The sequence below is a fragment of the Stenotrophomonas sp. SORGH_AS_0282 genome, from assembly GCF_030818125.1.
GTDB classification, from domain to species: domain Bacteria; phylum Pseudomonadota; class Gammaproteobacteria; order Xanthomonadales; family Xanthomonadaceae; genus Stenotrophomonas; species Stenotrophomonas rhizophila_A.
Genome location: NZ_JAUTAB010000001.1, coordinates 2,927,402 through 2,944,465 on the forward strand (window position 1 = coordinate 2,927,402; position 17,064 = coordinate 2,944,465).

Consider the following 17,064-nt stretch of genomic DNA (forward strand, 5'->3'; position numbering starts at 1 on the left):
GGAACCTGCCATGGAAACCCTCGACTACCGTTTCACCGGCACCCAGCCCGTGCACTTCCCCACCGATGCGGTGCTGGTCGGCGTGCTGGCCTCGGGCAACCTGGAAATCCTGCTGGAGCCTGCCGCGCTGGACGGCGCGATGGCGGTGCGAATCATCACCGCCGCGCGCGGTTTCGGCACGATCTGGGAAGCGGTGATCACCGATTTCGCCCGCCGCCACCCGCTGCGCGATGTGCAGGTGTCGATCAACGACGCCGGCGCCACCCCCGCCGTGGTCAGCCTGCGGCTGGACCAGGCGGTGGAAACCCTGCACGCCGGGGACAGCGCATGAGCCTGGCCCACCGCCACAGCTATTACGAAGCCGACGCGCGCGAGCGCATCGCCGGCGTGCTGGATACCGGCTCGTTCAAGGAACTGCTTGGGCCTGCACAGCGCGCGATCAGTCCGCACCTGGCCCAGCTGGACCAGCCCGCCGCGTTCGACGACGGCATCGTGGTGGGCGAAGGCCAGCTGCGCGGCAGGCGCGTGCTGGTGGCCGCACAGCAGGGCCAGTTCATGGGGGGCGGCGTGGGCGAAGTGCACGGCGCCAAGCTCACCGGCCTGCTGCAACGCGCCGGGCAGACCCGCCCCGAAGGCGTGCTGCTGCTGCTCGATACCGGCGGCGTGCGCCTGCACGAGGCCAACGCCGGGCTGATCGCCATTTCCGAAATCATGCGCGTGGTGCTCGCAACGCGCGCCGCCGGGGTACCGGTGTTGGCGCTGATCGGCAGCGGCAACGGCGCGTTCGGGGGCATGGGCATCGTGGCCCGCTGCTGCACCACGGTGATCATGTCCGAGGAAGGCCGGCTGTCGCTGTCCGGCCCGGAGGTGATCGAAACAGTGCGCGGCGTGGAAGAGTTCGATGCGCGCGACCGCGCACTGGTCTGGCGGGTTACCGGCGGCAAGCACCGCTACCTGATCGACCAGGCCCAGGTGCTGGTGCCCGATGCGATCGAGGCGTTCGCGCAGGCGGCATTCGATGCCCTGCAGCCGGATGCCGCCAGCACCGGCACCGATACCGCCCTTGCCGCGCTGCAGGCCCGCCACGCCGCCCTCAAGGCGCGCGCGCAGGCCTGGGGCGATTGCCGCGATGGCGTGGAGATCTGGGCACGGCTAGGCATCGACGATCCGCAACGGCTGCCGTTGCTGGATACCGATGACTTCCTGGCCGCCACCGCTGACCGGAGCCTGCCATGACCGCGCCACTCAACACCCTGCTCGACGCGCTGTTTCCGCGCGGGCATACCATCGCCGTCGCCGATTCGGTACTGACCGGGACCGCCACCACCGACGACGGCGGGGTGACCGTGATCGGCACCACCGACAAGATCGAAGTGGGCGTGGATCACGCGCTGGTGCTGGCCGAAACGGTTTTGGCGAGCACCGCTGCGTTCCCGCAGCGCCCGATCGTGATGCTGGTCGATACCGCCGGCCAACGACTGGCGCGCCGCGATGAACTGCTGGGCATCAATGGTTACTTCGCGCACCTGGCGCAGACGTTGGACCTGGCCCGTCGCCGCGGCGCGCGCCTGGTCACGCTGGTGTACGGCGAATCGGTCAGCGGTGGCTTCCTGTCGTTCGGGCTGATGGCTGACCACATCCACGCCCTGCCCGATGCGCAGGTGCGGGTGATGGACCTGCGCGCGATGGCACGGGTGACCAAGCAGCCGCTGGAAAAACTGCAGGCGCTGAGCCAGAGCTCGCCGGTGTTCGCGCCGGGCGTTGAGAACTACGTTGCGATGGGCGCGGTGCAGTCGGTATGGCACGGCGATCTGGCGCAGGCTTTGCTGGACGCGCTGCGCACGCCGGCAGAGGGTGACCGGCGCGCGCAATGCGGTGCCGAGCGTGGTGGCCGTACCCTGGCCGCGCGCGTGGCTGCACAGGTGGCCGCTGGCGATGCCTGACCGGCCTGCCCGCCACACGCTGGTCTGGCTGTCGGCGCACGCCGATTGGCGGGCTGACGTGGCCACGCATGACGCGCGCCTGGCGGCGTGGTTTGCCCAGGGCTGGCCCGCCGTGGTGGCGCGCCACGCTGCCGATGATCCCGATCCCCGCGTGCGCCTCGGCATTCCCCTCCCCCCCGCCGAGGGCAAGCAGCGATTGGGTCTGCGGGTGCCGCTGGGCGACATCGTGCGCCAGCAGGCGCCGCTGGAACTGGCCGAGTTGCGGGTGCACGCGCGCACGCCGGAGGACTGGCGCGGACCGCTGCAGGCGCTGGATCGGCTGGCGCCGGCCCGGGTGTTCGGGGCGTTTGCCTGGCAGGCGTTGACCGGGTTGGAGTACGTGCATGCGCGGTCGGATATCGATCTGCTGTGGGACGTCGGAACCGCGCAGGATGCTGACGCGCTGGTCGCTGCCCTGCAGGCATGGGAGCTGCGCTTTGGCCGGCGCGTGGATGGTGAGCTGTGCCTGCCCGATGGTGGGGCGGTGAACTGGCGCGAGTTTGGTGGTGGGTCGCGGCAGGTGCTGGTGAAGCGGGTGGATGGGGCCGGGTTGGAGTTGCGGTCGAACCTGTTCGGGTGTGTGGGGTTGCCACGCAGGGCGTGGCACTACGGGGTCGCCCGATGAACGCCGTTGCGAACGTTCTGCGGCCTTGCGTCGATTCGGCGCGGTTGGGGCGGCTGGCGGTGGGCGCGCTGCATGCGGAGCTGGCATTGGCGCCGAAGCCGGGGCTGGTGACGCCGTTCGATCCGGGCAGCCATGACGACATGGATGCCGGCACCTTCCTGCGCAGCCTGTTTGCGTTGCGCCATTACTTCCGCGATATCGCGCTGGCCGGCGCGGAGGATGCACCGTTCTCCGCGCTGCGCACGCTGGGCATTCAAGCCGAAGCGGCGATGTTGCGCGCCACCGGCGGAATCAATACGCACCGGGGTGCGGTCTTCAGTATTGGACTGCTGGTGGCGGCCGCCGCGCGTTGCCGCAGCATGGGGCACCCGCTGTCGGGCGAGCAGGTCTGCCTCGGCGTCCAGCACTGGTCGCCTGGGCTGCTGGCCGCGCCGCTGGATCCGGACAGCCCGGGCCAGCGTGTGCGCGCCCGGCATTGCATTGCCGGTGTGCGCGAACAGGCAGCCGCGGGGTATCCCATGCTGCGCACGTTGGCGCTGCCGACCCTGCGCGATGCGCTGGCGGCAGGTCTTCCGCGCGAGGCCGCGCTGTGCCACACGCTGATGGCACTGGTAGCCGAACTGGACGACATCAACCTGCTGCACCGGGGCGGCGCCGAGGGCCTGCACTGGGCCCGCGCCCAGGCGGCCGCATTCATGGCCGATGGCGGTGCGTTCGCCGCCGGTTGGCGCGCGCGCCTGCAGCAACTGGGCGAGGCGTTCGTGGCGCGCCGGCTCAGCCCGGGGGGCAGTGCCGACCTGCTGGCCTGCAGCGTTTTCCTGCTGCAGCAGGAGGCGGTATGAGCCTTGCACTGCTCTGCCCCGGCCAAGGCGCGCAGCACCCGGCGATGTTCGACCGGGTGCGCGACAACGCGGCGGCGCGTGATGTGCTTGACAGTGTGGGTGCGGTGCTGGGCCAGGACGTGTTCGCTGCGGCAGGCGCGGAGGCGCGTTTCGAGAACGCGCTGGCGCAGCCGCTGCTGTGCGCGGCCAGCCTGGCGCACTGGCAGGCGCTTCGCACTGAACTGCCGGTGCCGGGCATGGTGGCGGGTTACAGCATCGGTGAGCTGGCGGCACATGCCGTTGCCGGCACTCTCGATACACGGTCCTGCCTGGCCTTGGCGGCACAGCGTGCGCGGTACATGGATGCCGCCAGCCCTGCCGGCGCAGGCATGCAGGCGATGCTGGGACTGGATCGCACGCAGGTGCAGTCGCTGTGCGCGCTGCATGGCGCCTATATCGCCATCGTCAATGGACGTGATCATTTCATCGTGGGCGGTGAACTGGCGGGCCTGGAAGCGCTGGCTGGGGACGCGCGTGCGGCCGGTGCGGATATCCGTCCGTTGCCGGTGCACGTGCCTTCGCACACGCCGTTGCTGCAGGCGGCAGTTCCCCGCTTTGCCGCTGCGCTGGAGTCGGTCGCGTGGCAGCAACCGGGCCTGCCGGTGCTGGCCGGCATCGATGCGCGCGTGGTGCGCGACCACGCCGGCAAGGTGCACACGTTGTCGGCGCAGCTGGCGCAGACGATCGAATGGGCGCAGGTGATGCGCCAGCTGTTCGAGCGCGGTGCGCGGGTGTTCCTGCAACTGGGCCCGGGCACCGCGCTGGCGCGCATGGTGGCCAGCGCCTATCCGTGCTGCGAGGTCCGCGCGGTCGAAGAATTCCAGCACCTGGATGGTGCGGTGGACTGGGTGCAACGCGCACTCGTTCGCCTGCAATGAGCGGTTGGCTCCACCTGTAGCACGCCACACCCCGTGGATGGCGGGTTTCCATCCGTGCGGTACGCGAATCACGTGTCTGGGAGGGCGCATGAGTCCACAAATTGCAACGATCATCGGTCTGGTGATCATGTTCATCATCGCCACTGCCCTGCCGATCAACATGGGTGCGGTGGCCTTCGCGCTGGCCTTCATCATCGGCGGCATCTTCGTGGGGATGGAGGGCAAGGAGGTGCTGGGCGGCTTCCCGGGCGATCTGTTCCTGACCCTGGTCGGGATCACGTATCTGTTTGCGATCGCGCAGAAGAACGGCACGATCGATCTGCTGGTGCACTGGGCGGTTCGGGCGGTGCGCGGGCGGATCGTGGCCATTCCGTGGGTGATGTTCGTGGTCACGGCGGTGCTGACTGCATTCGGTGCGCTGGGTCCGGCGGCGGTGGCGATCATCGGGCCGGTGGCGCTGCGCTTTGCGAAGCAGTACAAGATCAACCCGCTGATGATGGGCCTGCTGGTGATCCATGGCGCGCAGGCAGGTGGGTTCTCGCCGATCAGTGTGTACGGCAGCATCACCAACGGGGTGGTGCAGAAGGCGGGGCTGGAAGTGACGGAGATGGCGGTGTTCCTGACCAGCCTGGGCTTCAACTTCATGATGGCGACGATCTGTTTCTTCGCGTTCGGCGGGGTGGCGTTGATGCGGCGCGGTGCGGTGGCGATGGGCGGCGGCGAGCTGGCGCTGGCCGGTGGGCCGCAGGCGTCGTCGCGGCAGTTCGCGATCGAGGGCCACGGGGCGCTGGTGTCGGCGGGCGGCGGGACGTTGTCGAACGATCCGGACGCGCTGGAAGCGGTGGGCATCACGCGCGAGCGGTTGTTCACGCTGGTGGGGTTGATCGGGTTGGGCGTGGCGGCGTTGATCTACAACCTCAATGTGGGACTGGTGTCGATCACGGTGGCGGTGGTGCTGGCGCTGTTGTCGCCGGCCAGCCAGAAGGGTGCGGTGGATGGGATCAGCTGGTCGACGGTGCTGTTGATCTGCGGTGTGGTGACGTATGTGGGGGTGCTGGAGAAGGCCGGTTCGGTGGACTTCATCGGCAACGGGGTGTCGAACATCGGCATTCCGCTGCTGGGGGCACTGCTGGTCTGCTATGTGGGCGGGATCGTGTCGGCGTTTGCGTCGTCGGCGGCGGTATTGGGCGCGACGATTCCGTTGGCGGTGCCGTTCCTGCTGCAGGGGCATCTGGGCGCGGCGGGGGTGATCTGCGCGCTGGCGGTGTCGTCGACGATCGTGGATGTGAGTCCGTTCTCGACCAACGGTGCGCTGGTGGTGGCATCGGCGGCCAAGGAAGAGCGCGAGTCGCTGTTCCGCCGGTTCCTGGTGTACAGCGGGCTGGTGGTGGTGTTCGGGCCGCTGTTGGCTTGGCTGCTGTTTGTTGTTCCGGGTTGGATGTAAGCCTGCAGGCAACATCAAGAGCAACAGCCCATTGCCAGAGCCTCCGCGGCTTGGCGGGACGGTGCGGGGTTGCGGGGGACGCCGCAAGTACGTCCATGTAGGCTTGGTCGCCGCATCCATGCGGCTCACACCCCCGCAACCCCGCCCCGACCCACCTTTGACGGTGTGTCGGTGGCCATGGGAAAGAAGGAATACAATTCGTTCATGGCTATTGCCCCTGCCCCGCGTTCCTCTAAAAAGCGCGCGCCTCTTTATGAAGAGGTTGCCGAGCATGTGCGTGAGCGCATCTATGACTACCGCTTGCCGCCTGGGGAGTGGATTGATGAGCCGGGGCTTTGCGAGGAGCTGGGGATCAGCCGTACGCCGTTGCGCGAGGCGCTGAAGCTGCTGGCGGCGGAGGGGTTGGTGCAGATCGATGCGGGGCGTGGGGCGCGGGTGACGCGGCTGACGCTGGAGGATCTCAACCAGCTGTTTCCGGTGATGGCGATGCTGGAGGGGCGGTGTGCGCATGAGGCGGTGAAGCACATCGACGATGCGGGGGTAGAGCAGTTGGAAGCGCTGCATGCGGCGATGGAGGCGGCGGCGGCGGCGGGCAATATTGCCGACTACTACCGCAACAACTATCTGATCCATGAGACGGTGCAGCACTACGCTGGTAATCCGTGGTTGATCCGGATCACGCATGACCTGCATCGCATTCTGAAGATGCATCGCGGTCGGCAACTGTTGACGCCGGGGCGTACGGCGCAGTCACTGGCGGAACATCGCGAGTTGATGGAGTGTTTCCGCCGGCGCGATGCGGAGGCGGCCGAGCGCACGATGGAACGGCACCTGCTGAGCCAGGGCCAGGCGTTGGCGGCGTATGTGGCAGCCGGTGGATTGTTGAACGTTCCAGCGCCACTACCCACCGAGGGCGGCACGTAACCCGCGCCCCGTGTAGAGCCACGCCCTGCGTGGCTGCGCAATCAGGTCGGGCGCGTTTCCCTCAGGCCCCACAGAACGGGCAATACCAGCAGCGCGACGGCGGCGATCATTGCCCCGGGCGCTGCCGCCCAGCCGGTGTGGCGCACCAGCAGTTCAGCCAACAACGGGGTGGCGCCGCCGAAGAAGGCGGTGGCCATGGTCACGCCCAGCGCCAGGCCGCTGAGCCGGCCTTCGCCGGGGAACTGTTCGGCGGTGGCCGGCGCGGCGACGGCGCTGACGCCGCCGGCCAGGCAGGCCAGCACCACGGCGGCCAGTGCGATCTGCACCGCGCTGCCGGTGGCCATCACGCCGAACATCGTCAACGGCAGCAGCGCTGACAGCAGTGCCAACCCGATCAACACCGGGCGTCGCCCCACCTTGTCGGACAACGCGCCCACCAGCGGGGTCACGCCGATCACGGCGACGGCGGCGATGGTGGACAGCCAAAGTGCCTGGGATTCGCCGATGTCACTGGCCGAGCCGAGAAACGCTGGCACGTAGGTGATGCCCACGTAGTAGGTGATCGAACCCAGCGCGGAGATGGCGAAGGTGCGCGCGACCGCGCCGCGATGGTAGCGCCAGGTATCGCGGATCGGCGAGGTCGGTACCGTGCCGGCGGCGACCTGGCGTTCGAATTCGGGCGATTCGTGCATGGTCGAGCGCGCGAGGAGGATCGCGCCGGCCAGGGCCGCACCGATGAAGAAGGGAATGCGCCAGCCCCAGCCATCGAGCTGGGCGCTGCTGAGCAGGGCCACGGTCAGTGCCGAGAGTGCAACGGCGAGCAAGGCACCCACTTCACTCGCGGCGGAGGCGAGAGAGGTCACCAGCCCGCGCCGGCGGATGGGGGCGCTTTCCAGCAGGTAGGCCACCACGCCGGTGTATTCGCCGCCTACCGAGAACGCCATGACGCAGCGGAGCAGCAGCAACAGCACGCCGGCGGTGGCGCCGATGCTGTCGAAGGTCGGCAGCAGCGCGGTGGCCAGCATCGCCACCGTCATCAGGGCCATGGAAGCCAGCAGCATGTAGCGGCGGCCGAAGCGGTCACCGAAGTGGCCGAAGCAGAGCGCGCCGAGGGGACGCATGAGGTAGCTCACCGCGAAGCCGGCCAGGGTGGCCAGCAGGGCGTTGTCGCCCCCGCCGAAGAACACCCGCGACAGCACCGTGGCCAGGTAGAGGTACAGGGTGAAGTCGTACCACTCCACCACGGTGGACAGGCCAGCGACGATCATGGAGCGGGTGGGTGTGGCGGGCGGTGGGTTGGTCATGGGTTCGGAGCCTACGACAAACGATCTGCAGACCGTGTCGTCGTAGCGCCACGCCCTGCGTGGCCCTACGCGGTGCGTGCGTAACGCAGGAGGCGGCCACGCCCTGGCGAGCTGCTTTCATCCTCGCCAAAGCCCCCCTCTTCGCTCGCTTCATATCCCTGCAGGGCCATGGCGCGCGAGAAGCCGCCGAGGTTGCCGCGACCGGGATCGGTCAGCAGCAGTTCGGCAGTGGGCTTGGCGTGGCGCTCCATCATCGCGGCGATCTGCACGCCATGGCCCCGCTCGTACAGCACATCGCTGCCGATGATCAGATCGAACCGACCCAGTGACGTATCTGGCATCTCCCAGGGCAGGTCGCGGTAATGCACGGCCGGCAGGTCGTTGAGCCCGGCGTTGTAGGCCAGGAACGATTCGGCCAGCGGATGGTGGTCGCTGGCCACCACGTTGGCGCCACGATGCGCCAGCACCAGGCTGGACAGGCCCAGCCCGCAACCCAGTTCCAGGATGCGTTTGCCGGCCACGTCGTACTGGCTCATGGTCTCGGCCAGCACCCGGCCGGCCGGCCAGACCTGGCCGAACAGGCTCCACAGCGAGGAATGGATGCCGGCGCGCTCGGCGCGGCCGGTGGGATCGGCGAACTGCTGCAGGTCGCTCAGGGCACGAATACGAAACTCGTGGCCATTGACGGGAACCGTGAGAATGCGGGTGGTATAGCCCGGCATGTGCGCTCCATGAAACACGGAGAGCCGGCCCACCCCGGTGGCGGACGGCTCGAAAGGGGAGCGAAGCGGGCGACCGCAAGGGGCCGCGCAGGACGCGCGAAACGGCGTGGGACGCACCCATCCTACAGGACGGGCGGTTTCCGCCCTTCACTCAGTATCGGATCTGGCAATTGGGACAGAAGAAGGTGCGCCGTCGGCTCTTGCCGGGGTAGGTCTTGGAAACCGGGCCGCCGCAGGTCGGGCAGGTTCGCTTGGTATGGATCTGCCAATGCTTCTTCAGCTCGAAGGCGCGCTTCCATTCCAGGAACAGGAAGCTGTAGGCGCGGGCGTCGGCAATGACCCTGCCGAGTACCCGCGACGGCAACGCTCCCACCGTGCTTTCCGGGTGCACCCGCTGCCGGAACAGCACTTCGTTCTTGATGATGTTGCCGACGCCGGCAAACAGCTCCTGGTCCAGCAGTGCATCGCAGATCAGGGTGTCTGGCTGCTGCTTCAGCCGGCGCCGGGCCAGGCGCGGGTCCCACGCATCGTTCATCACGTCGGTGCGCCAATCGTAGGTTTCGTCCAGCTTGCCTTCGATGTACTTCAGCGATGAGGCGTAGATGTTCAGCTCGCCGTTGTCGAACTGCAGCGAAACACGCGGGGGCGATGGCTTGCGTTCGTCGATGCGGTAGCTGCCGAACATCAGCATGTGCACGCGCAGGCTGAAGCCGCTGAACTCGATCAGGAAATGTTTGCCCCAGTTGCGCAGCGCTATCACGCGCCGCCCCTCCATGCGGGTGAGATCCAGGGAGCTGTTGCCCACCGCCCGGCGCACGGTCTTGCCACGGAACTTCGCCGCCGCCTCGCGCAGGATGACGATGGAAGGGCCTTCAGGCATGCAACCGCTCCTGCAGGCGCGCGGCGTTGGCCACGGCAAAGCCGTGCGCGGTGTTGTCGAAGATGACCCAGCGGGGTCCACGTGCATGGCGCACCTGCGCGGCCAGCGCGTCCAATGCCGCGTCGTCGTAGTCGCTGTAGTACATGCGCGGTGCGCCGTGCCAGCGCCAATAGCGCCACGTCGGTGCACCGCCCGGTTGGGCCGCCGCCGGCACACGCACTGGATCGGCCCCCAGCCGCGAGACGCTGTGGCGCAGCAGCAACGCGTCGGCCGTGTCGGTGAACCAGCTGGCATGGCGCGGCTCGCACACCAGCGGCACCCCGCTGCGCCTGCGCAGCGCGCGGAAGAAGCTCGAGGCACGGCGGGTATCCAACGCCAATGAAGGCGGCAACTGCAGCAGCAGGCCACCCAGCTTGGTGCCGAGCGCGCTGGAGTCATCGAGGAAGCGGTCAAGCAACGGCCCCACGCCCACCAACGCCGAATCGTGGGAGATCGTGCGCGGTATCTTGACCGAGAAGCGGAACGCGGGCGGCACACTGGCCGCCCAACGTTCGTAGGTGCCGGGCTTGTGCGGCCGGTAGAACGAGGAGTTGATCTCCACTACGGAAAACCGGGTGGCGTAGCGCGCGAGCATGCTCTCCCCTGGGCCGAACAGGTCAGCGTAGCGGCCCGGAATGGACCAGCCCGCGCAGCCGACCAGCGGCCCGGAGGAGGCAGGCATGTCCGGCGTTCCTCAGACCTGGATCTCGCCCTGGTCTTCACCGTCCCAGTAATGGATGCGGTGCGCGTGGACGTGGATCAGGACCAGGCCGGGGGTGTCCACACCTTGTTCGAACCAGCGCTCCAGGCTCTTCTGCCAGTGTTCGCGCATCACTTCCTTGTCGCGGATGATCCGGCCCTTGCCCTGCACGAACACGAACAACGGCGGTTTGCCGAGCAGGCCCTTGCTGCCGACGAAGCTCAGCGCGGCCTTGGGCTCGGCCTGCAGCTCGCGCACCATGTCGGTGCTGTCCAGCGAGAAGAACCAGCTGTCACCGTCGTAATCGACATCACCGTTGTTGCTCATCGGGCGGCCGGCGATCTCGCCGTTGTCGGCGAAGGTCTGCAGCATGGTGAAGTCGATGCCGGCCATTTTCTTGGCCAGGTCGTGCAGGGTGAGCGTGGTCATGGCGGTATCCGTGCGGGAATCGGGTACTGCCAGACTCCGTGGGGGGCCGTGACCGGATCGTGCACGTGCCATGTCGTGGCGTTCACGGCGGTGGGTTGTTGCCGATGAACACCGGGTTGGAATGGAACCACAGGTCCTGCCAGGGATCTTCGCCTTTGATGTCGGGCATTGGCGTCGGCTCATCCGTGTTGCTGCCGCGTGCACGCACGAATCCGCCGCCGGGCGGCGCCGGCAATTCCCACGTCACCTCATACCACCGACCTTCCTGCTTCCACTCCTTGGCGGTAAAGCGTTGGGTCTGCATCCTGGGCGCCTGGCCAGTGCCACTGCCGACGATCAGCTGCAGCTGGCGCAGCGCCGGATGTCGCCCGATCGCATTGGCGCTGTCCGGCGTTCGCACCCGCAGCTGCACGCGCATCGGCGTACCCGCTGCCACGGTCACGCCCCCGCCCATGTGCCCCACCCCACCGCTGCCATCGACCGCCTGCACGCTCAGCTCCAATGCGTCGATCAGGTCGCCGGTCACCGCGAACATGCGCCCGGCGCGCACGCCGCCGAGGATGTCATCGGCTTCCGGGCGTGCCCAGACATACGTCTTGCTGTACTCACCCGGATCGAAGTCGCTGCCCCCGTCGCGCTGGTTCACGTGCGAATCGGAACTGGCGGTGATCCAGAAGCGGCTACCGTCGGCCAGCATCTGGTCCCAGACGCCGCCGACCTGCGAGGTCATCTGGTCGAAGCCGCCGAAGGTCGGCGCTGCCGCATTCCGGTACAGGCCGCGCTCGGAGCGGGTAGCCTGGTGCCCGGGCGCGCCCTCCATGCCGACCAGCACCTGCGGCGCAGCGGCATGCCACGCCTTCAGCTCAGCGGGCTCCACTTCGCCCCACTGCCCCACCCCCGTAGCGGTTCGCGAGGGGTGGTTGATCAGCATCAGCGGCAGCGGACGCAGCCCGCGCATGTGGACCAACGCATCCAGCATGTGCTCGTGGGTATCGCGGCTGCCCGCTTCCAGCGGTTCACCGCGGCTGTAGTGGCGTTCGATCGTCACCAGCTGTTCGGCTTCGCGCGCGCCCGGCGCGATGACCAGCGAGGCGTGTTCGCCGGCAGGCACATCGAACTCCATGCCGTTGAACTGGATGACCTCGGGCACGTCCTGCCGGGCCTGCAGCAGCGCCGGATAGGCGTGATCGCGGGTCACCGCCGAGTGGCCGGGGCCGCCGTGGTCGGTATGCACCATCCAGCGCAGCCCGAAGTGCCGCGCCCGTTCGGCGTTGTGGCTGCGGGTGTAGGACGAGTCGCCGCCACGGATCGGCGTGGGCGGCGTGGTGCTGCGGTCCCAGTCCACGCTCCATTCGCTGTGCACGTGGTGGTCGCCAGGCTGCCAGTCGCGACCGGCATCAGGATCGGCAGGCGACGCCGTGGTCGGCGCCGCAAGCAGCGTGAGTAGAAGAAGTGTCTGCATGATCAGAAGTCGGCGCGCAGGCCCAGGCTGATGCGGCGGCCCGAGGCTTCGTACATGGTCGGGAAGGACGGATCCATGGTGTAGCCGCTGGTGATCTCGTTGGTCAGGTTGATGCCCTTCAGGCTGACCTTGATGTTGTCGGTGATCCGGTAGCCGATCGACACATCCATCTGGCCGTAGGCATCGCGCCAGATCGGGTACATGTCATAGCCGATCGATTCCACGTATTCGTCCTTGTGGTTGTAGGACACGCGGGCATCGAACCGGTCATTTTCGTAGTACGCAGTAAGGTTCCAGGTCTTCTCGGCCAGGCCCGGCATCGGCGTGCGGATGCCCAGGTCGGACTCACCGGCCAGCGAGCTGTCCAGCACGGTGTAGTTGGCATTCACGCCGAAGCCTTCCAGCATGGGGTGGAACATGCCCAGTGGCAGCTGCGCCACCAGCTCCACGCCGTCTACCTGATAGGAACCCTTGGCGTTCACCGGCTGGTACACGTCGAAATCGAAGATGCCGTTGAGGGTGCCGTTGGCGTTGTACACGGCCACATCCTCGACCACGCCGGTCAGCGAGTTGATCACCACGCCGTCGATGTTCTTGCGGAAGTAGGAAGCGGCAAACAGCGCGCCGTTGTCCAGGTACTTCTCCAGGCCCACTTCCCACTGCTCGGCGTAGGTGGGCTTCAGTTCCGGGTTGCCATCGGTGAAGCGGTACGAGCTCCAGCTGGCGGTACGCTTGTAGGCGATGTCGGTCAGCGCCGGGCGCATCATGGTCTTGGACGCGGCCGCACGCAGCAGCAGGCCCTGGGCCAGTTCGGCGGTCATGTTGAAGCTGGGCAGCACGTCGTCGTAGCTGCCATCCCTGGATACCGGGGTATCGGTGTAGCCGGTGCTGCCATCGGGCCGCTGGATCGGGTGGTAGCCGAACGAGGTGACGCTGGTATCGACATAGCGCGCGCCGGCGTTGATGTTGACCGGCACGTGGCCGATATCGAAGGCGAAGTCCGCCATCGCGTACACGCTCGTCACCTTCTCATCGACCTGGTAGAACTGGCCGGCGTCGAAGGGGGTGTAGAAGCCGTCATAGCGGAAGGCGCGGCGTGCGTAGTCGTTGGACACCTGCTGCCAGTCCAGGTCCTTGATGGTGTAGTCGCCGCCGGGAACGATGTCGCCGATCCACTGCAGCGGGCTGTCGGCCAGGGTGCGGGTGTTGACCCAGGCGCTGCTGCCGGCGGTCGGCCCGGTGATCTTGAGCTCGCCGTACTGGCGCTGCTTGGAGCGGTCGGTGTAGCGCGCACCGAACTTCACGTCACGCAGCGCCGGCAGGAAGGCCAGGTCCAGCATGCGGGTCACGTTGACCTGGGCGGCGTACTTGTCGTCGTCCACCTTCTCCAGCGTGGTTTCGTAGGCTTCGAACAGGTACTTGTCCGAGGCGTTGTACATGTCGAAGCCGCCCGGCGTGCTGGGGATGGTTTCGCCGCTGCGGCCGGTCCAGCGGGTGCGCGAAGGCGCGTAGGCGACGTGCTTGAGGTTGGAGAAGTCCGAGGTCTTCTCCGCGCCGGAATAGCCGGCCATGGCATCGATGTACCAGTCCTGGCCCTTCCAGTCGAGCGCAACGCTGTACTGGCTGTAATCGGTCTTGTTGATCCGCTCCTTGCTCAGCATCTCGTGCTGGGTGGCGGTGTAGGACACATCGCGCAGCACCACCATGCCGTACTCGGACAGGGTGCTGGCGTCGTATTCGTGGATGGTGTCGAGGGTGCTGCGGCTGGAGGCGGAATAGGCCGCCGCGTCGTACTCGTCCTCGGTCGAATCGTAGCCGCCCAGCATCGCATCGAAAGTCAGGCTGAAGCTGCTGCTGGGCTTGTACTGCAGCGACGCGGTGGCGCCCCACTTGTCCTGCTCGTTGAGGTAGACGCGGTCGCCGACCTTGTCCTGGAAGACCACCCGATTGGTTTCATCGGTGTCGGTGCGGTTGACGATGTTCACCCCGGCGTCGCGTGCCAGCACGGCCTGGGCCTGGGTACCGCGCGTGCCGGACGCCCCCAGGAAGCGCGACATCGGGCGGAAGTTGATGCCCGAGGTGGAGTCGGTGCGGTTGGTGCGCTTGGACTGCGAGTACGACACCAGGCCACCCCAGTCGCCCCAGGTATCGGCGGCCAGGAAGGCGAAGCGCGGGTCGACTTCTTCGGAGATGCTGTTGTATGCGCCCTCTGCCGACAGCACCAGTTTGCGCTCGTTGTAGTCGAACGGCCGCGCGGTGGTGATCTTCACCGAGCCGGCGATGCCGCCCTCTTCGTCGGCGGCGGTGGGCGACTTCTGCACCGTGACCTGCTGGATGATCTCCGAGGCGAACATGTCGAATTCCACGTCACGCCCACCACTGCCGGAAGCAGTGGCCAGGTCGTTGATCGACACGTACGTGTATTCCGACGGCAGGCCGCGCACGTTGACCTTGGTGCCCAGGCCCTTGCTGCGCTCGATGGTCACGCCCGGAACGCGCTGCAGCGCTTCGGCCAGGTTCTGTTCCGGAAAGTCGGCCACGTCGGTGGCGACGATGGAATCGGAAAAGCCGATGTTGCTGCGCTTCAGGTCGACCGCCTGTTCCAGGCTGCGGCTGTAGCTTCCGGTCACCTGGATGGTTTCCAGGTTCTGCGCGCCGGGCGCGGCGCCTTCGCCCGCAGAAGCCTGCAGCGGGGCGGCCCCGGCCTCGGCTGCCGCCATCGGCGCGACCACGCCGGAGGTGGGCTCGTTGCCCGCCGTCGCGGCTTCAATGGTAACCGTACCGGCATTGAGGTAGCGGTAGCGCAGCCCGGTGCCGGCAAGCAGACGGTCAAGCGCCGCCTCCGCGCTCAGGCCCGCCGGCACCGCCGGGGTGCGCGGATTCCCCGCCACCTGCGGGTTGTAGACGAACTGCAGGCCGGTCTGGCGCGACAGCGCGTTGAGTGCCATGTCCAGCGGCTGCGAGGCGATGGCATCGGCGGCAAGCCGGGTCGGTTCTGCAGCGGTAGCCGTCGCGGTGACCTGCAGGGCAAGGGCGATCGAAAGGAACAGAGTGCAGCGCATCGTGGGATCCAGTGAGGGAATGGCGGTGGCGTTCCCCAACTACGACGCGGCAAGGCGTGGATCGGGCACCGCTAATTCGATGAATTTTTTTTGACAACGCTTTCGGCCACGTCGCGCATGCGTACGTGGATGCCATCGGCACGTTGCTGGATGACCAGCGCCGGCTGCTGGTCCAGGAACGCACGCAGCGAACCCAGATCATCGGCGCGCAGGTTGCCGGTCAGGCGAAGCGCGCCGGCGTCATCGCTCACGCGCAGGCGCAGGGCGTTGCTGCGGTTGAAGCGGTCGGCCACTTCGCGCAGGGGCTCGTCGCGGAACACGATGCGGCCCTGCCACCACGCAATCATGCTAGCCGCGTCCTCATCGCGCAGCTGCACGCGCTGGTCGCGATAGTCCACCTGGGCCACCTTGCCCGCCGACAGATCGGCCAGCAGGCGTCCGCGGCCGCCATCACCGTGCAACTGTACGCGGCCCTCGCTGACCGCGATCCGCGCCTGCTCGCGCAGCAGCGAGACATCAAAGGTGGTGCCGATGTCGGTCACCTGCAGGCCGCCGGCATGCACGGCAAACGGCCGGCGGTCCGGCGCGACCACGAAGCTGGCCTGGCCTCGCTCCAGTTCAACGCGTCGACCGAACAGGCTCATCCGCACCGAGACTTCGCTCTCTGCATTGAGATGAACCATGCTGTGGTCGGACAGCTCGATCTGGCGCGGCGTGCCATGGGCGGCCACATAGCGGGTGGTATGCGGCCACGCCAGCGGCGTGCCGACGCCCACAGCCAGCAGCAGCGCGGCTGCGGCAGCGATACCAGGAAGCCACCGGCGCCGGGCCGGCGCAGGTGCGGCTGCACGCGGCAAGCGCGCCGGCAACTGCACGATGTTATCGCCCGTGCCCTGCGCTGCCGGCGCCGCCAGCAGCGCGTCCAGGTCGATCGGCATCGCGCGCAGCGCCTCCCCCAGCTCGCCCGCGGTTTCGCTGATCACCAGGTACTCGCGCAGGTGCTCGGGCGAGACCAGCAGCCAGTCCATGAAGGCGCGCTGCTGCGCGGGCGTCACATCGCCCTGGCGTTGCAGCGCATGCCAGTGAGCGGCGGCCTGGATCAACGCGGAGGGGTGCAGCGACGGTGCGCTCATCGCAGCACCTCGCGCTCGGCCATCGCGCGCCGGCACACGGCAAGCCCGCGCACGACGTGCTTCTTCACCATATGCGAGGAGACACCCAGGCGCTTGGCGATCTGTTTGTAGCTCAGCCCATCGCGGTACTGCATCACCAGTACGGCGCGGGTGTGCTCGGGCAGCGTGGCCAGCAGCGCCTGCAGGCGCTGGCTGCGTTGTTCGCGTTCGGCGGCATCTTCCACGCATTCCCCGCTGGCCAGGCCCTGGCCCAGCTGTTCGATGTCCTCGATCGGCAGGGTCGACCAGCGCCTGCGGCTGGCCTGCTCACGCGCCAGGTTCAGCGCTACGGTGAACAGATACGCCTCGGGATTGGCGATGGACTCGCCCGGCCCCGCATGCGCACGCAGCAGACGCAGGTACGTCTCCTGCACCAGGTCTTCGGCGTCCTGTCGCGCCCCCCGGCGCACGAAGAACCCCCGAAGCACCGGCGCGTGTTCCACGAACATCCGCGCCAGCCGCCCTCTTGCCTGCTCGGCCACTGTGCCGCCCCAACCCCTGAAGTGCGGCGCAAGGTAAGCGCTGCGTATGACGCGGTGGTGACGGTGCGATGCGGCAGC

The 17,064-nt window shown here is 67.8% G+C and carries 17 protein-coding genes; 8 read left to right on the forward strand and 9 right to left on the reverse strand.

Features of this window, described 5'->3' with window-relative positions; genetic code table 11:
- Positions 1-10 precede the first annotated feature (10 nt).
- The 8 genes from mdcC (at position 11) to QE395_RS13045 (ending at position 6,734) form a co-directional block, all read left to right on the forward strand.
- On the forward strand, positions 11-331 hold the full coding sequence (gene mdcC / locus QE395_RS13010) for a malonate decarboxylase acyl carrier protein (protein WP_306989470.1): 321 nt from the start codon (positions 11-13) through the stop codon (positions 329-331).
- Positions 328-1,236 carry a biotin-independent malonate decarboxylase subunit beta gene (locus QE395_RS13015; protein WP_306989472.1) on the forward strand — a complete coding sequence of 303 codons (909 nt, stop codon included), beginning with the start codon at positions 328-330 and terminating at the stop codon, positions 1,234-1,236. Before mdcC ends, QE395_RS13015 begins: the two co-directional genes overlap by 4 nt.
- The gene (mdcE, locus tag QE395_RS13020) at positions 1,233-1,943 is read left to right on the forward strand and encodes a biotin-independent malonate decarboxylase subunit gamma (RefSeq protein WP_306989474.1); all 711 of its coding nucleotides are present in this window, start codon (positions 1,233-1,235) and stop codon (positions 1,941-1,943) included. Before QE395_RS13015 ends, mdcE begins: the two co-directional genes overlap by 4 nt.
- Positions 1,936-2,607, forward strand: a complete 672-nt coding sequence (mdcG, locus tag QE395_RS13025) for a malonate decarboxylase holo-[acyl-carrier-protein] synthase (RefSeq protein ID WP_306989476.1) — start codon at positions 1,936-1,938, stop codon at positions 2,605-2,607. Before mdcE ends, mdcG begins: the two co-directional genes overlap by 8 nt.
- Complete coding sequence (mdcB, locus tag QE395_RS13030) at positions 2,604-3,449, forward strand: triphosphoribosyl-dephospho-CoA synthase MdcB (protein WP_306989478.1); 846 nt, start codon at positions 2,604-2,606, stop codon at positions 3,447-3,449. Before mdcG ends, mdcB begins: the two co-directional genes overlap by 4 nt.
- Positions 3,446-4,366 (forward strand): malonate decarboxylase subunit epsilon, encoded by a 921-nt coding sequence (gene mdcH / locus QE395_RS13035; protein ID WP_306989480.1) that lies wholly within the window; start codon positions 3,446-3,448, stop codon positions 4,364-4,366. Before mdcB ends, mdcH begins: the two co-directional genes overlap by 4 nt.
- Before the next feature lie 88 nt (positions 4,367-4,454).
- Positions 4,455-5,810 carry an SLC13 family permease gene (locus tag QE395_RS13040; protein WP_306989482.1) on the forward strand — a complete coding sequence of 452 codons (1,356 nt, stop codon included), beginning with the start codon at positions 4,455-4,457 and terminating at the stop codon, positions 5,808-5,810.
- Positions 5,811-6,014: 204 nt separating this feature from the next.
- The gene (locus QE395_RS13045; RefSeq protein ID WP_306990505.1) at positions 6,015-6,734 is read left to right on the forward strand and encodes a GntR family transcriptional regulator; all 720 of its coding nucleotides are present in this window, start codon (positions 6,015-6,017) and stop codon (positions 6,732-6,734) included.
- A 41-nt stretch (positions 6,735-6,775) separates the two neighbouring features.
- Here QE395_RS13045 and QE395_RS13050 read toward each other — a convergent pair whose 3' ends face one another.
- From QE395_RS13050 to QE395_RS13090, 9 genes are all read right to left on the reverse strand, one after another.
- Positions 6,776-8,038 carry an MFS transporter gene (locus QE395_RS13050; RefSeq protein ID WP_254621998.1) on the reverse strand — a complete coding sequence of 421 codons (1,263 nt, stop codon included), beginning with the start codon at positions 8,036-8,038 and terminating at the stop codon, positions 6,776-6,778.
- Positions 8,039-8,103: 65 nt separating this feature from the next.
- Entirely contained in the window at positions 8,104-8,760 is a 657-nt protein-coding gene (locus QE395_RS13055; protein WP_095363424.1) for a methyltransferase domain-containing protein, read from the reverse strand.
- Between the two features lie 151 nt (positions 8,761-8,911).
- Positions 8,912-9,640, reverse strand: coding sequence for a DNA-formamidopyrimidine glycosylase family protein (locus QE395_RS13060; protein ID WP_306989485.1), 729 nt, complete (start codon positions 9,638-9,640; stop codon positions 8,912-8,914).
- On the reverse strand, positions 9,633-10,361 hold the full coding sequence (locus tag QE395_RS13065; protein WP_306989487.1) for a DUF72 domain-containing protein: 729 nt from the start codon (positions 10,359-10,361) through the stop codon (positions 9,633-9,635). The genes QE395_RS13060 and QE395_RS13065 overlap by 8 nt, the downstream gene beginning before the upstream one ends.
- Positions 10,362-10,373: 12 nt before the next feature.
- The gene (locus tag QE395_RS13070; RefSeq protein ID WP_093533219.1) at positions 10,374-10,808 is read right to left on the reverse strand and encodes a pyridoxamine 5'-phosphate oxidase family protein; all 435 of its coding nucleotides are present in this window, start codon (positions 10,806-10,808) and stop codon (positions 10,374-10,376) included.
- An 82-nt stretch (positions 10,809-10,890) separates the two neighbouring features.
- Entirely contained in the window at positions 10,891-12,270 is a 1,380-nt protein-coding gene (locus QE395_RS13075) for a hypothetical protein (protein WP_306989490.1), read from the reverse strand.
- A 2-nt stretch (positions 12,271-12,272) separates the two neighbouring features.
- Positions 12,273-15,332, reverse strand: a complete 3,060-nt coding sequence (locus tag QE395_RS13080) for a TonB-dependent receptor (protein ID WP_306989492.1) — start codon at positions 15,330-15,332, stop codon at positions 12,273-12,275.
- Positions 15,333-15,403: 71 nt separating this feature from the next.
- Entirely contained in the window at positions 15,404-16,465 is a 1,062-nt protein-coding gene (locus QE395_RS13085) for a FecR domain-containing protein (protein ID WP_306989494.1), read from the reverse strand.
- Complete coding sequence (locus QE395_RS13090; protein ID WP_306990507.1) at positions 16,462-16,953, reverse strand: sigma-70 family RNA polymerase sigma factor; 492 nt, start codon at positions 16,951-16,953, stop codon at positions 16,462-16,464. Before QE395_RS13090 ends, QE395_RS13085 begins: the two co-directional genes overlap by 4 nt.
- Positions 16,954-17,064: the final 111 nt, after the last annotated feature.

Excerpts from the sequence above, each read along its gene's own strand:
- mdcC (WP_306989470.1), top strand. The coding sequence starts at position 11 with ATGGAAACCCTCGACTACCGTTTCACCGGCACCCAGCCCGTGCACTTC.
- QE395_RS13015 (WP_306989472.1), top strand. The coding sequence starts at position 328 with ATGAGCCTGGCCCACCGCCACAGCTATTACGAAGCCGACGCGCGCGAG.
- mdcE (WP_306989474.1), top strand. The coding sequence starts at position 1,233 with ATGACCGCGCCACTCAACACCCTGCTCGACGCGCTGTTTCCGCGCGGG.
- mdcG (WP_306989476.1), top strand. The coding sequence starts at position 1,936 with ATGCCTGACCGGCCTGCCCGCCACACGCTGGTCTGGCTGTCGGCGCAC.
- mdcB (WP_306989478.1), top strand. The coding sequence starts at position 2,604 with ATGAACGCCGTTGCGAACGTTCTGCGGCCTTGCGTCGATTCGGCGCGG.
- mdcH (WP_306989480.1), top strand. The coding sequence starts at position 3,446 with ATGAGCCTTGCACTGCTCTGCCCCGGCCAAGGCGCGCAGCACCCGGCG.
- QE395_RS13040 (WP_306989482.1), top strand. The coding sequence starts at position 4,455 with ATGAGTCCACAAATTGCAACGATCATCGGTCTGGTGATCATGTTCATC.
- QE395_RS13045 (WP_306990505.1), top strand. The coding sequence starts at position 6,015 with ATGGCTATTGCCCCTGCCCCGCGTTCCTCTAAAAAGCGCGCGCCTCTT.
- QE395_RS13050 (WP_254621998.1), bottom strand. The coding sequence starts at position 8,038 with ATGACCAACCCACCGCCCGCCACACCCACCCGCTCCATGATCGTCGCT.
- QE395_RS13055 (WP_095363424.1), bottom strand. The coding sequence starts at position 8,760 with ATGCCGGGCTATACCACCCGCATTCTCACGGTTCCCGTCAATGGCCAC.
- QE395_RS13060 (WP_306989485.1), bottom strand. The coding sequence starts at position 9,640 with ATGCCTGAAGGCCCTTCCATCGTCATCCTGCGCGAGGCGGCGGCGAAG.
- QE395_RS13065 (WP_306989487.1), bottom strand. The coding sequence starts at position 10,361 with ATGCCTGCCTCCTCCGGGCCGCTGGTCGGCTGCGCGGGCTGGTCCATT.
- QE395_RS13070 (WP_093533219.1), bottom strand. The coding sequence starts at position 10,808 with ATGACCACGCTCACCCTGCACGACCTGGCCAAGAAAATGGCCGGCATC.
- QE395_RS13075 (WP_306989490.1), bottom strand. The coding sequence starts at position 12,270 with ATGCAGACACTTCTTCTACTCACGCTGCTTGCGGCGCCGACCACGGCG.
- QE395_RS13080 (WP_306989492.1), bottom strand. The coding sequence starts at position 15,332 with ATGCGCTGCACTCTGTTCCTTTCGATCGCCCTTGCCCTGCAGGTCACC.
- QE395_RS13085 (WP_306989494.1), bottom strand. The coding sequence starts at position 16,465 with ATGAGCGCACCGTCGCTGCACCCCTCCGCGTTGATCCAGGCCGCCGCT.
- QE395_RS13090 (WP_306990507.1), bottom strand. The coding sequence starts at position 16,953 with ATGTTCGTGGAACACGCGCCGGTGCTTCGGGGGTTCTTCGTGCGCCGG.